Origin of the sequence: Xenorhabdus stockiae, assembly GCF_002632825.1 — a bacterium.
GTDB lineage: Bacteria > Pseudomonadota > Gammaproteobacteria > Enterobacterales > Enterobacteriaceae > Xenorhabdus > Xenorhabdus stockiae.
Genome location: NZ_NJAJ01000002.1, coordinates 130,315 through 146,964, shown reverse-complemented (window position 1 = coordinate 146,964; position 16,650 = coordinate 130,315). Strand labels below are relative to the sequence as shown.

General features: G+C 48.1%; 1 protein-coding gene. It reads left to right on the top strand.

All coding sequences use genetic code 11. The features are described 5' to 3' along the window. Positions 1–962 precede the first annotated feature (962 nt). Entirely contained in the window at positions 963–16,625 is a 15,663-nt protein-coding gene (locus Xsto_RS01055; RefSeq protein WP_099123840.1) for a non-ribosomal peptide synthetase, read from the top strand. Positions 16,626–16,650 lie beyond the last annotated feature (25 nt).

Below are 16,650 nucleotides of genomic sequence, written 5' to 3'. Positions count from 1 at the left end.
AAATCAAGCTCCTTCTAATAGTGAAAAATAAAATAAGCGTTATTTCCAACATATATTTCAGCATGAAGAAAACAAAAACATTTTCTTTACGTGAATAAATAGGGCTTTCAGGCAGCATTATATCTCTAATGTTAACGTTATTTTATTTTTATATTGAGTTTTATGATGTCAAAACACTGAGAATTTCTAGATATTATCGACAGAGCAGAGTTTTGTGTTGTTCATTTTTTCATCTAAATTAATCTTGATTATATTTTGTCAAGAAATTATCTATATCATTTTTTATTATCATGACTGTATATTTTAGGTGTTAATATCAATGATGGATCATGTCCAAAATATTTTTTATTAATATAAAATAATATGCCGTAAATTATTTTATAATTGTGATCGTTTCATTTTGTCACTAAATTCATTCATGATTTAAAACAGTAACTAAATTTGAAAGTGACAAAATAGGATATGGTTATTTTTTATCAGTGATGATTTTAACTTACTGATTTCATATGAAATAGTTTGTTTTTGATATTAATCATAAGTGTGAAAAATACAGTAATGACTTGTCGAAATTTCCTATCGATATATTCAATCCATCCGTTTTCATTTAGTTGTGTAATTAAGCGCCTATTAATAAAAATTGCGGTAGATCAAAGACGTTTATCTAAGAACAGGGAAAAAATGAAATAACTTCTCCCAATTTATTAAGTGAGCTGTTTATTCCGTTGTGGCGGGGATGACTGCTGCCTGATTTTTGGTTGGCAGATTATTAACCGAAATGGAAAAACTAATACCTGAGAGAAAATGTTTCCTGAGTATATTTCGATACTCGGCGTGCCCGTTCTTATTTTCTCAAAAAATAAAACAAAACAATTGTGATAGTTACCTGACGTAAATAAGCAATTTAAAAACAGCAGATATAACAGTTTTCAAATATCCAATAGATTCGTTGAGGTAGTAAAAAAATGAAAGACAGCATTACCAGCAAGAATAATATTCTTGAAGCTGGGGTAGTGGATATGTCGTCAGAAAAAATGAGTGATGACATATTTACAGAAAAGTTTAATGGCTTATCTGAGACTGAATATTCTCTGTTGCCGGAAATCTGCAACTCCACGGAAACCCCGTATCCTGACCATCTATGTATTCATCAGTTATTTGAACAACAGGCTGAGAGAACGCCAACTGCCACAGCATTAATTGCCGGCAATCAAATACTGAATTATGCGGAGCTGAATGCTCAGGCTAACAGGTTAGCGGCTCAACTGATTGAACAAGGTATTTGTCCGGATGATCATGTAGCGATTCTGTTGGAGCGTTCCATTGAATTGGTGGTAGCTCAGTTAGCTATTCTCAAGTCTGGTGCGGTTTATGTTCCTATTGACCCGAATGTGCCGGATGAACGGAAAAACTGGCTGATAAGCGATTGTTCCGCCAAATTACTGCTGACTGATATACAGATGGCGACCCCGGCTGAATTAGTTGTTCCCCGGCTCAGTCTTACCCTCGCAACAGAACCTATTGGAAAAGAAGAATATCGCAATCCTGATTTACGGGATACCAGTACCGGGCCAGCGTATATCATGTATACCTCTGGTTCGACGGGTCTACCGAAAGGCGTCATTGTGCCACACCGGGCTGTTGTCCGGCTGGTTATTAATAATGGTTATGCTGATATTAAATCTGATGATCGCATTGCTTTTGCCGCTAATCCGGCTTTCGATGCCAGTACTTTTGAAGTATGGGCACCACTGCTCAACGGAGCTGCTCTGGTGGTTATCGATCATACTACGTTACTGACGCCACCGGATTTTGTTCAGGCTTTACAGACTCACAGTATTACTATTCTATGGATGAGCGTCGGGTTGTTTAACCGTCTGGCTGACGAGTTATCTCCGGTGCTGCCTCAGCTTAAGCTATTGCTGGTTGGGGGAGATGTCCTCGATCCGCATATTATTGCTCAGGTGCTGTGTAAAAATCCGCCACAAAAATTATTGAATGCTTACGGCCCGAGTGAGGGAACCACGTTTACCACGACCTACCATATTCACGAGTTAGCTGCGGGAATAACCTCTATTCCTATTGGTCGGCCCATTGCCAACACGCGAGTTTATTTGCTGGACTCTGATGGGCAACCGACAACACCGGGAATGACGGGTGAAATTTATATCGGGGGTGATGGCGTAGCCTGTGGTTATCTCAATCGCCCGGAATTGAACGCCGAGCGCTTTCTCATCGATCCGTTTAGTGAAAAAGCAAATGCTCGCATGTACCGAACCGGAGATCTGGCTCGTTATCTACCGGATGGCAATCTGGAGTTTCTGGGGCGTAATGACCAACAGGTTAAAATCCGTGGTTTCCGCATTGAACCGGGGGAAATTGAAACCCGGCTGGTGGAATATCCGGCGATACGTGAAGCCGTCGTGCTGGCTTCAGGAGAGGGGCAGGACAAACAACTTATTGCTTATGTGTTGACTCACGAGGATCACGGATTAGCTACTCGCCTGCGTGAACATCTGAGTATGCGGTTACCGGATTATATGGTACCGGTGGCCTTTGTGCGTCTGGATGAATTCCCGCTGACGCCGAATGGTAAATTGGATCGCCGGGCATTACCGACTCCGGGAGAAGATGATTTCGCCCGTCAGATCTATGAAGCACCTCTGGGAAAAATGGAAATTGTGCTGGCAACCCTTTGGCGTGAATTACTGGGTATACAGCGAATTAGCCGGCATGACAGTTTCTTTGCTCTTGGCGGTCATTCATTGCTTGGCGTACGGATGATTGAACGCCTGCATAGTCTGGGGTTAACTCTGGCTGCCAGTAATCTATTCCAGTGTCCGGTGCTGTCAGAATTGGCTCAAACTTTGGAAAAACATCAGGCGGTAGTGATACCACCGAATGCGATTACTCCGACGGCCACGATGCTGACTCCGGCAATGTTGCCACTGATTGATCTGAACCAATCTGAGATTGATCTTATTGTTGAGCAGGTGCCGGGCGGGATTGCTAATATTCAGGATATTTATGCTCTGTCACCATTACAGGACGGTATCCTGTTCCATCATTTGTTGGCAAAGGAAGGTGACCCGTATTTGCTGGCTTATCCGATGGTTTTTGCTGACCGTGCGCTGCTTGATCGCTATCTGGCGGCCGTACAAAAGGTGGTTGACCGCCACGATATCCTGCGAACCGCTTTTATCTGGCAGGGATTATCTACACCAGCACAGGTAGTCTGGCGTCAGGCGTCTTTATCGGTCACTGAACTGACCTTGTCCCCGGCTGACGGGCCAGTCAGTGAGCAATTGGCTCACCGTTTTGACCCTCGCCGGTATCGCTTTGAGCTAAATCAGGCTCCATTATTACGCTTTGTTGTATCACAAGAGATTGATGGTCGCTGGCATGTGTTGCAATTACAGCATCACCTGATTGGCGACCATACGACAATGGAAGTGATGCACCGCGAAGTGCAGGCTTGTTTGACCGGGCAGGATGATCATCTGCCGATACCGGTACCATTCCGCAATCTGGTGGCACAGGCCAGACTGAACAGCAATCAGGCAGAACATACCCGTTTCTTTACCGACATACTGGCTGATGTCGATGAGCCAACGCTGCCGTTTGGCTTAACCGAAATACATCGTGATGGTTCGCAGGTAACACAATCGCACCGGATGTTAGCGCCGGAATTAAATAATCGTCTCCGTCAGCAGGCAAAACGTCTGGGTGTTAGTGTGGCAACTTTGTGTCATCTGGCTTGGGCACAGGTACTGGCGCGTACCAGCGGGCAGGGCAAAGTGGTGTTTGGTACCGTACTGTTCGGACGCATGGCGGCGGGAGAAGGGGCTGACAATGGCATGGGGCTGTTTATCAACACCTTGCCGTTGCGGCTGGATATCGATGATACATCGGTACACAACAGCATACGGTTGGCACAGTCACGGCTGGCTCGGTTACTGGATTATGAACATGCTTCATTGGCGCAGGCTCAGCGTTGTAGTGGTGTTGCCGGCGGTACGCCGCTGTTTAGTGCATTGTTGAACTATCGGCATAATGATCAACCGATTATTCCGCATGAAGTCTTACCGGGGATTGAATTTTTAGGGGAACAGGAGCGGACTAACTATCCACTTGTACTGTCAGTGGAAGATGGCGGCTCTGCTCTGGGGCTGACTGCGCAGGTAGTACAGCCATTTGAGTCGGATCGGATATGTGGTTATATGCAACAGGCGCTGGAAAGTCTGGCAGAAGCGCTGGAACGGGCACCGGAAACACCGGTACGGGCACTGAATATTTTGCCTGAAACGGAACGTACGTTATTGCTGGAAGGCTGGAACGCGACTGAAACAGTCTATCCTAAGCAGTTATGTATTCACCAGTTATTTGAACAACAGGTAGAAAAAACACCAGATGCCACAGCGTTGGTGTATGAAGGGCAGACCCTTAGCTATGCTGAATTGAATGCTCATGCCAATCGATTAGCGCATCAACTGATTGCATTGGGAATGGCACCGGAACAACGGGTGGCGATCTGCATGGCTAGCTCTCTGACGCGAGTGGTGAGCTTGCTGGCGGTACTGAAAGCAGGTGGTGCTTATGTCCCACTCGATCCCGCTTATCCGGGGGAACGTTTGACACATATCCTGAATGATGCGGCTCCCTCAATCATATTAGCCGATGCAACCGGACGTATTGCGTTAGGTGAGGAAGCGCTTATCGGGCTGACTTTGCTTGAACCAAGTATCTTATCTGGTGCTTTATCCGATCAACCGGATAACAACCCGCAAATATTAGTGCTAACCTCACACCATTTGGCCTGTGTGATTTACACTTCCGGTTCGACAGGTGTGCCTAAAGGAGTGATGGTTGAGCATCGTGGGTTGGTCAATCTTATTCAGGATAAAATCAGCCAGTTCAGCATTAATTCCGATAGCCGGATGTTGCAGTTCGCTTCGTTTGGTTTTGATGCCAGTGTCTGGGAAACCATGATGGCGTTGAATAGTGGCGCTAATCTGGTTATTCCGGTGGATAGGGTTCGTCAGGATCCTCAGCGCCTCTGGCATTTTCTGGAAGAGCAATCGATAACACATGCTTGTCTGACTCCGGCGCTATTACGTGACGGCGCTGATTTACCTGCGCTAACGATAAAGCCGACCATAATATTAGGTGGTGAAGCCCCCAGCCCAACACTTCTCCAGACATTGAGCCGTCAGGCAACTGTATTTAATGCCTATGGCCCGACAGAAATTACCGTATGTGCCAGTCACTGGCACTGTCCGTTAAATTATACCGATACACTAGCCCCTATTGGACGCCCGACAGCGAATACCCGTTTTTATCTGCTGGATGATGGTGGCCAACCAGTGCCTTTAGGCGCAGTGGGGGAGCTTTATATTGGCGGTGACGGTGTAACGCGTGGTTATCTCAATCGCCCTGATCTGACTGACGAACGTTTTCTGCCCGATCCATTTACTCACGTTGTTGATGCGCGTATGTATCGTACTGGCGATTTGGCCCGTTATTTACCCGATGGCAATCTGGTCTTTGTTGGCCGCAATGATCAACAGGTAAAAATCCGTGGTTTTCGGATTGAGCCGGGTGAGATTGAAGCCCGGTTAACCGAATATCCGGCTGTGCGCGAAGCGTGGGTACTGGCGCAGGGTGACGGGCAGGAAAAACGCCTGACCGCTTATGTTGTAATAGAAGATGCTGAGGCAGAAAAAGATAACAGATTAGCTACCCGTCTGCGTGAATATCTGAGTGCTATCTTGCCTGATTATATGGTGCCGGCAGCGTTTGTGCGTCTGGATGCTTTCCCGCTGACACCGAACGGTAAACTGGATCGACAGGCATTACCAGTACCGAAGCAGAGCGCATTTGCCCGTCAGATTTACGCAGCACCACAAGGGGAAACCGAAACTACACTGGCGGCTATCTGGAGCGAATTACTAGGTATTGAGCAGATCAGTCGATATGACAACTTTTTTGCGTTAGGTGGTCATTCGCTGCTGGCGGTACGGGTGATGAATCGCCTCGCTGCTTTAGGTGTTGAGTTGCCGCTGGCTGCCTTATTTACATCACCGTCACTGATAGCTTTTGCGGAGAGAATCAGTGCGCAGCGTAATGAGGAAAAGGATAATTTATCTGACATTATCCCCGTATCCCGTGACCGTAATAATAGTAGCCCTTTACCGTTGTCATTTGCTCAGCAGCGTTTATGGTTTTTGGCGCAGTTTGATGGGGTCAGTGATACCTATCATATTCCGCTGGCACTGTACTTGCGGGGTAAGCTTAATATTTCCGCATGGCAACAGGCGCTGAATCGTCTGTTTGCCCGTCATGAAGCACTACGTTCCGTCTTCATTATGGTTAACGGTCAACCTCAGGTTGAGCTGTTGCCAGCGGAATTGACTCTGCCAGTGAAGCAATACGACCTGCGTCATCTGCCTGATGTCGATAAGCAACTTAACATTTTGTGTACACAGGAAGCAGAAACACCGTTTGATCTTGCCCGTGGCCCTTTAATCCGTTGTGCACTCATACAGCGGGCCAATGAGGATTATGTCTTCTTACTGACTCAGCATCACATTGTGTCTGATGGCTGGTCGTTAGAGATATTGAAATCAGAGCTGAGTGCCCTTTATTCGGCTTGCCTGAATGAACAGCCTGATCCATTACCTCCTTTGGTAATTCAATATCCTGATTATGCCGCTTGGCAACGTAAAGTGTTCTCCGATGAAAAAATGCGAGCGCACAGTGATTATTGGCGTCGTACGCTGGCTGATGCGCCAGTATTACTGGAGTTACCAACAGATCACCCTCGTCCTTCCCGACAGTCATTTAGTGGCGGCCGGATACCGGTACAGATTGATGCTACGTTGGTACAGGAACTGAAACAGCTGGGACAGCAACATGACAGCACTCTATTCATGGTATTGCTGACTGCCTGGGCTGCATTATTGTCGCGTCTATCCGGGCAGGATGATCTGGTGATTGGTATTCCGAGTGCCAACCGCAATCGGTGGGATATCGAGCCACTGATCGGTTTTTTTGTTAATACGCTGGCATTGCGTATTGATTTATCCGGTACGGATTCATTCGGCACATTGGACATGGAGACGCTGCTTGGGCGTGTACGACAGACGACACTGAGCGCACAGGAGCATCAGGATTTGCCTTTTGAGCAAGTGGTTGAGATCGTACAACCACCACGCAGACCAGAACATACTCCGCTATTTCAGGTCATGTTTGCCTGGCAGGAGAATGACACGCAAGAGTGGAAACTGCCGGGCTTAGCGGTGACTCCCGTTGTACAGGGATACGATATCGCTAAATTCGATCTACAACTGGAGCTGACAGAAAAGGCGGGAGAAGTTGTTGGGGAACTGAATTATTCTTCTGCTTTGTTTGACCCTGAAACAATTGAAAGGCAGGTCGGCTATTTACAGACCTTATTGCAGGCGATGGTAAGCCATCCTCAACAATCCATCACTACCGTAGATATTTTATCACCTGCTGAGCGGACACTATTGCTGGAAACCTGGAATGCCCCTGTAGCGCCATATCCTGAACAGTTGTGCATTCATCAACTGTTTGAACAGCAGGTCGAACAAACTCCGGATGCCATCGCGGTAAGGTATGAAAACCAGACAGTAAGTTATGCTGAATTGAATGCCCGATCTAACCGATTAGCACATCAATTAATTGCATTAGGTGTAATTCCAGATCAGCTTGTCGCGATTTGTGTGACACGTTCACCAGAGAGAATAGTGAGCTTGTTGGCGGTGTTGAAAGCGGGTGGGGCTTATGTGCCATTAGATCCCGCTTACCCGGGCGAGCGTTTGGCTTATCTGCTCACTGATGTTGCCCCCACTATTTTGCTGGCGGATGATATTGGTCGGTCGGCTCTGGGTGAAGAAACCCTGAAAACACTGACTGTACTCGAGCCAAATACTCAGCCAAATCAGCCTGACAGTAATCCGTGTGTCCCTGAACTGACCTCTAAGCACTTGGCATATGTGATCTACACCTCTGGCTCCACGGGTAAACCGAAAGGAGTAATGATTGAACATCAGGGGGTGGTTAACCTGACGCTGGAGCAAAGTGCCCGGCTTAATATCAGTGCAACCAGTCGGGTATTGCAGTTTGCTTCATTTGGTTTCGATGCCAGTGTCTGGGAAATCATGATGGCGCTGAGTAGTGGGGCCATGCTGGTTATTCCGACAGAAACTATCCGGCAGGATGCACATCGCCTCTGGCATTATCTGGAAGAGCAATCGGTAACGCACGCGTGTCTGACTCCGGCTATGTTTCATGATGGCGCTGGTTTGCCGGAAATAGCCATAAAACCCACATTAATCTTCGCAGGAGAAACACCGGCTTCAGCCTTATTTAAGGCATTATGCGGTCGGGCTAATTTGTTCAATGCGTATGGCCCGACAGAAATCACCGTCGGTGCCACCATCTGGAACTGCCCGCCAGATTATACGGGAAGATTAATTCCCATCGGCAAGCCAACCGTTAACAAACGTATTTATTTGTTGGACAAATATGGTCAGCCAGTGCCGCAGGGTGCGGTAGGTGAGTTATATATCAGCGGCGTAGGTGTGGCCCGTGGTTATCTTAATCGCCCTGATTTGACCGCCGAACGTTTCTTACCGGATCCGTTTAGCGATGATGCTGATGCTCGTATGTATCGCTCAGGGGATTTAGTCCGTTATCTACCGGATGGCAATCTGGTCTTTGTTGGCCGCAATGACCAACAGGTGAAAATTCGCGGATTCCGGATTGAGCCGGGAGAAATCGAGGCGCATTTAACCGAACATCCGGCAGTCAGTGAAGCACTGGTACTGGCGCTGGGGGAGGGTCAGGATAAGCGTCTGGTTGCCTATATAGTGGCAAACAGAACGGATAACGAACTGGCCACCAGCCTACGTGAATATCTGAGTGCTATTTTGCCTGATTATATGGTGCCGGCAGCGTTTGTGCGTCTGGATGCCTTCCCGCTGACTCCTAACGGTAAACTGGATCGACAGGCGTTACCGGCTCCTGATCAACATGCTTTTGCCCGTCAGGTTTATGAAGCTCCACAAGGTGAAGCTGAATGCGCGCTTGCCACTATCTGGAGCGAATTGCTGGAGGTTGAACAGATAAGCCGGCATGACAGTTTCTTTGCGTTGGGCGGTCACTCTTTACTCGCTGTACGGATGATTGAACGTTTGCGAAATAGGGGGCTGGGCTTATCGATTCAAACACTATTCGAATCCCCGACACTCTGCATTCTGGCTCAGTCTCTGGTGCAACATTGTGAAATCACAATACCCGAAAACAGTATTACACCGGATACTACGACGCTGACGCCGGAAATGTTGCCGCTGATTGATCTGACTCAGCCTGAGATTGACCGTATAGTTGAACAAGTTCCGGGCGGAATTAGCAATATTCAGGATATCTATGGTTTGTCACCGTTACAGGATGGCATTTTATTCCACCATTTGTTGGCAAAAGAAGGCGATCCTTACCTACTGATAACCCAACAGGCTTTTGCGGATAGGTCTTTGCTGGATCGATATCTGAGTGCCGTGCAACAGGTCGTTGACCGCCATGATATTCTGCGTACCGCTTTTATTTGGGAAGGGTTATCCGTTCCGGCTCAGGTCGTTTGCCGTCAGGTTCCTTTATTCATCACAGAGCTAACGCTCGATCCGGCTGACGGGGCAATCAGTGACCAATTGTCTCAACGCTTTGATCCGCGCCAGCAACGTATTGACCTGAGCAAAGCGCCGTTGTTGCGCTTTGTCATTACTCAGAATACAGATGGCCGCTGGATCCTGCTACAGCTGCTGCATCACCTTATTGGCGACCATACCACGCTGGAGGTGATGAACAGTGAAGTACAGGCGTATCTGGCTGGTCGGGGAGATAGCCTGCCGGCTTCGACGCCATTCCGTCATTTGGTGGCACAAGCCCGGTTAGGAACAAGCCAGGCGGAGCATACCCGTTTCTTTACCGATATGCTGATGGCAGTGGATGAGCCAACGTTGCCGTTCGGATGGGCAGAAGTACACCATGACGGTTCGAAAGTGGCAGAGTCACATAGAATGTTAACGTCTGCACTGAATCTTCGTTTGCGTCATCAGGCCCGGCGTTTGGGTGTCAGCGTGGCTGCACTGTGTCATCTGGCCTGGGCGCAGGTGTTGTCGCGCACCAGTGGTCAGAAGCAAGTGGTGTTTGGCACGGTGTTATTCGGGCGCATGGCTGCCGGTGAAGGTGCCGATAATGGCATGGGGCTGTTTATCAATACTTTACCATTACGTTTGGATATGGATGAAACTCCCGTGCTGGAGAGTGTACAAATCGCCCATACTCGATTAGCGGGATTATTAGCTCATGAACATGCTTCACTGGCGCTGGCACAGCGTTGTAGTGGAGTCGCCAGTGGCACACCGCTGTTTAATGCGCTGCTGAATTATCGGCATAATACACAACCAGTCATGCTGGATGAAACCACCAGCGGAATTGAGCTTCTTGATGCACAGGAACGGACTAACTACCCGTTTGTGTTGTCAGTAGAAGATGGTGGTTCTGATTTGGGGCTGACTGCGCAGGTAATACAGCCATTTGATCCGGAAAGGTTGTGTGATTATATGCAACAGGCGTTGGAGAGCCTGACTGAAGCACTTGAGCAAGCACCGGAAATGCCAGTACAGATGTTGGAAATCCTGCCTGAATCAGAACGGAATTTGTTGCTACAAACATGGAACGCGACGGAAACCGAATACCCTGACCAGTTGTGTATCCATCAACTGTTTGAGCAACAGGTTGAGTGTGCACCAGACGCTACCGCGTTAGTGTACGAAGATCAATCTATTAGCTACGCAGAATTGAATGTTCGGGCTAACCGGCTGGCCCACCAGCTTATCGAACTGGGTGTTGTACCGGATCAGCGGGTGGCAATTTGCATGGCAAGTTCACCGGCGCGGATAGTCGGGTTATTAGCAGTATTAAAAGCGGGGGGAGCATATGTACCATTGGATCCGGCTTATCCGGGCGAGCGCCTGAACCATATTTTGTGCGATGCTGAACCGGCTATCTTATTAGCCGATAATACCGGACGCTCAGCGTTATCAGGCCAGACACAAGATGAGCAATCAGCACAAATGATTGCGCAGTTAATTGTACTCGACCCGAATTCATTACCCGAAAAACCGGATAATAATCTGCAAATCGCTGCATTAACCTCCAGTCATCTGGCGTATGTGATCTACACCTCTGGCTCTACGGGTAAGCCGAAAGGGGTAATGGTTGAGCATCGTGGGCTCGTCAACCTTATCCGGGATAAAATCAGCCAGTTCGGTATTCATCCCCATAGCCGGATGTTGCAATTCGCTTCATTTGGTTTCGATGCCAGTACATGGGAAATTATGATGGCATTGGGAAGCGGCGCCAGTCTGGTTATTCCGGATAATACTGTTCGTCATGACCCTTGTCGTCTCTGGCATTATCTGGAAGAACAGGCAGTCACTCACGCTTGCCTGACCCCGGCTCTGTTGCAGGACGGTGCTGATTTACCGGCATTGAAGATAAAACCGACTATTATTTTAGGCGGTGAAGCACCCAACCCGTTACTTATTCGGATACTGAGCCGTCAGGCAGCCGTATTTAATGCTTATGGCCCGACAGAAATAACCATTTGCGCTACTGTTTGGCACTGTCTGCCAGACTATCAGGGAGAGCAAATCCCTATTGGACGCCCAACTGCTAATACCCGGATTTATCTGTTGGATACCTGCCACCAGCCAGTTCCTTTAGGAGCTGTGGGTGAGTTGTATATTGGCGGTGACGGTGTAACGCGTGGTTACTTCAATCGTCCTGAATTGACGGCTGAACACTTCATTACAGATCCATTTAGCAATAAACCGAATGCACGGATGTACCGAACCGGCGATTTAGCCCGTTATTTGCCGGATGGTAATCTGGTCTTTGTTGGTCGCAACGATCAACAGATCAAAATCCGTGGATTCCGGATTGAACCGGGGGAAATTGAAGCCCGGTTGACTGAACATTCCGCAGTACGGGAAGCATTAGTTTTGGCATTAGGTCATGAACAGGATAAACGGCTGGTGGCTTATGTGGTGGCAGAAGCGGATGATGGACTGGTGAGTCTTCTGCGTGAACATTTGAGCACATTATTGCCTGATTATATGGTGCCGTCGGCTTTTGTGCGTCTGGATGCCTTCCCGTTGACCCCTAACGGTAAACTGGATCGCCGGGCGTTACCGATGCCGGGAGAGGACGCATTTGCGCGTCAGGTTTACGCAGAGCCACAGGGGGAAACAGAAATCGCACTCGCCGCTATCTGGCATGACTTACTGGGCGTTGAGCAAATCAGCCGATATGACAGTTTCTTCGCACTGGGTGGTCATTCATTGCTCGCAGTGCGCATGGTCGAACGGTTGCGGAGTCTGGGCTTAACGCTGGCAGTGCGTGATTTGTTTCAATCTCCTGTGTTGTCTGAACTTGCCCAAACCTTGACACAAAATCAGGGGGAAGGTGTACCAGCCAATGTTATTACACCGGAAACGACTGAACTAACTCCTGAGATGTTACCGTTAATTGATCTCACTCAGCCTGAAATTGATCACATCATTGAACAAATACCGGGCGGGATTGCCAATATTCAGGATATCTATGCGCTGTCGCCGCTACAGGATGGCATTTTGTTCCACCATTTATTGGCAAAGGAAGGTGACCCGTATTTACTGGCTGGCCAGATGGCTTTTGCGAACCGGACTCTGCTGGATCGTTATCTGAATGCCGTTCAACAAGTTATTAATCGGCATGATATCTTACGTACTGCTTTTATCTGGGAAGGGTTATCCGTTCCTGCTCAGGTGGTTTGCCGTCAGGCACGATTATCAGTGACTGAACTGACACTCGATTCCGTGAATGGGCCAGTGAGTAAACAGTTAGCTCAACGTTTTGATCCCCGTCACTATCGCCTTGATTTGGGGCAAGCGCCATTGCTACGTTTTGTTGTGGCACAAGAAACGGATGGTCGCTGGATTGTATTGCAACTGATGCATCATCTGATTGGCGACCATACCGCATTAGATGTGATGAGCCATGAAGTGCAGGCCTATATTGACGGACAAGAAAACAATCTGCCCGTACCGCCACCTTTCCGCAATCTGGTTGCTCAGGCTAGATTGGGAGTCAGTCAGGAGCAGCATGTTCGTTTCTTTACCGATATGCTGGCTGAGGTGAATGAACCAACGTTGCCATTCGGATTGACAGAAGTTCACCATGATGGCTCACAAATCACAGAATCTCACCGGATGTTAACCGCAGAATTGAATAATCGTTTACGCAATCAGGCCCGTCGACGGGGTGTCAGCCTGGCCGCCTTGTGTCATTTAGCGTGGGCGCAGGTGCTGGCGCGTACCAGTGGGCAGGAAAAAGTCGTATTCGGTACGGTGTTATTCGGGCGTATGGCTGCCGGTGAAGGTGCCGACAATGGCATGGGGCTGTTTATCAATACTTTACCGCTGCGACTGGATATGGATGAAACTCCGGTACAAGATAGCGTACAGATGGCACATCGCTGGCTGGCAGGGTTGTTGACACATGAACATGCGTCGCTGGCGCTGGCACAGCGTTGCAGTGGAGTGCAGGGCGGAACTCCATTATTCAGTACCTTGCTGAACTACCGCCATAATGCATTGCCGATGACTTCGAATGAAATCATGGACGGTGTTGAATTTCTTGGTGCACAGGAACGAACTAATTATCCGTTTACACTGTCAGTGGAAGATTTTGGCGAATCATTGGGATTAACTGCACAAATTGTTCAGCCATTTGATCCAGAAAGGGTATGTAGTTATATGCAACGGGCGCTGGAAAGTTTGGTTGAGGCGCTAGAACAGGCACCGGAAATACCTGTGCGGATGCTGCAAATTCTGCCAGAGTCAGAGCGGAATTTGTTGCTGCAAACATGGAACGCGACGGAAACCGAATACCCTGACCAACGGTGTATTCATCAATTGTTTGAGCAACAAGTTGAGAATACACCGAACGCCACCGCCTTGGTACATGAAGGACAGACAATTAGCTATGCGGAATTAAATGGCCGTGCTAACCGGCTGGCCCACCAGCTTATCGAACTGGGTATACAACCTGATCAACGGGTGGCAGTTTGCGTGAAGCGTTCACCATCAAGCATAACAGGGCTATTGGCAGTATTGAAAGCAGGGGGAGCATATGTACCACTGGATCCCGCCTATCCCGGCGATCGTCTGGTTTATATGCTGAATGATGCTGCTCCGCTGGTGGTATTGGCAGATAGTACCGGTCGGGTAGTATTGGGTGAGGAAGCTATCGCGAAATTAACGATAATTAACCCGGATGATATTCGGCCTGACCAACCGGATCATAATCCACAGGTTTCGGCGTTAACATCACGACATCTGGCTTATGTGATTTATACTTCCGGTTCGACGGGAATGCCGAAAGGCGTGATGGTTGAACACCGAGGATTCGTTAACCTTATTCAGGATAAAATCAACCAGTTTGCCATTCATTCTCATAGCCGGATGTTGCAATTTGCTTCATTTGGCTTCGATGCCAGTGTCTGGGAAATTATGATGGCTTTGTGTAGTGGAGCTACTCTGGATATTCCTGCTGATGCAGTTCGTCAGGATCCTCAGCTCTTTTGGCGTTATCTGGAAGAACATTCGATAACTCATGCCTGCCTGACACCAGCGCTGCTGCAGGATGGTGCTGATTTACCGGAGATAAATATCAGGCCAACCTTAATATTGGGCGGTGAAGCGCCAAACCCTGCACTAATCCAGACATTACGCAACCGGGCAACTGTATTCAATGCTTATGGCCCAACAGAAATCACAGTATGCGCTACTGTCTGGCGTTGCCCATCAGACTATCAGAATGGATTTATTCCTATCGGGCGTCCGACAGCTAATACTCAGATTTATCTGCTGGATCATGATGGACAACCAGTACCATTGGGGGTAGTAGGGGAGATATACATCGGTGGTGACGGTGTAACGCGTGGCTACCTCAATCGCCCTGATTTGACTGCTGAACGTTTTCTGGTGGACCCATTTAATCAGGCACCGGATGCACGAATGTACCGAACCGGCGATTTAGCCCGTTATTTGCCGGATGGTAATCTGGTTTTTGTTGGTCGCAACGATCAACAGATCAAAATCCGTGGATTCCGGATTGAACCGGGGGAAATCGAAGCCCGACTGACGGAATACCCGACAGTGCGTGAAGCTATCGTATTGGCGCTGGGTGAGGGACAGAATAAACGGTTGGTGGCCTATGTTGTGGCAGATAAGGATAGCGGGCTGGTTAATTCTCTGCGGGAATATTTGAGTGAGTCGTTACCTGATTATATGGTACCCGCCGCCTTTGTATGTTTGGATACTTTCCCGCTGACCCCTAACGGTAAACTAGATCGCCGGTCTCTGCCGGAACCTGATCAGAATGCCTTTGCTCATCAAGCTTATGAAGCACCGCGAGGAGAGGTTGAGATAACACTGGCTGCTATCTGGCGTGAATTACTGGGGATTGAGAAAATAGGCCGGCATGACAATTTCTTTGCACTGGGAGGGCATTCGTTGCTCGCTATGCGGATGATAAACCTTGCCGCAGATTGTGGTTTGATGTGTACATTGAATCACCTATTCCAATTCCCTGTGCTGGCTGAACTGGTATCAAAAATGACATTAGATCCACTGTCTCAACCGCAAAGCAGTGCGATACCCGTGCGCTCATCCGGAATGGAACCACCACTATTTTTTGTTCCCAGTGGTATGAATGACTACTCTTATGTTTTTGGGTTATCTCAATACATTAATCCCAGCTATCCGGTCTATGTATTACCCTGGCCTTCCGTCAATGAAGAGCAGGTATCAACTATTGAAGCGTTAGCCGACAAAATGATTACTTTTATGAAATCAGTTCAACCGGAAGGCCGATACCGAATCTATGGTTACTCTTCTGGCGGTGTATTAGCTTATGCCATTGCTCAGCAACTTTTGAATGCCGGTGAGACTGTCGATTTTCTGGGATTGATTGATACGCCTGCTCCTCACTGCTTTAAGCAGCAAATCATTCAGCCAAAACTCCAGTTCCTTGCTGAACTGGCAAAACAGTCGGGTGGGGAGCATGAAGAGAAGATAGCGATATTGCATCAGAAAATTGATCAGTTAGGTTTGGTTCAATTTATTGCCGCAGCACAGAAGTTAGAACTCTATCCGGCGAACCTCCGCCCTGATTTGATCGCAAGGCGTTGGGAACAGATGGGAAGTTATGTGCAAATGATTAAAGCCTATGAACCAGAAGTATTGGAGATAATGCTCCACCAATTCTACGCAACAGAGCCTTACCCGCAAATTCCTTTCGTTACAGAAACGCTATTACCTTCTTTAAGTATGGAGCCATCGTTAGGCTGGGAGCAGGTTGTACCTGACACTTTACTCCAGCTGACACCTGTACCGGGCGACCATTTTAGCCTGATGGAAGACAGCACGAATAAAGTTATTTTGGCTAAAATCCTAAGTATGGTGATGGCTATGAATTATGAAGCAGAAATGGTGTAATACTAGTGATGTTGCAGAAATAGCA

What these genes read in the sequence shown, in the direction of transcription:
- Xsto_RS01055 (WP_099123840.1), top strand. Translation starts at nt 963, where the DNA reads ATGAAAGACAGCATTACCAGCAAGAATAATATTCTTGAAGCTGGGGTA.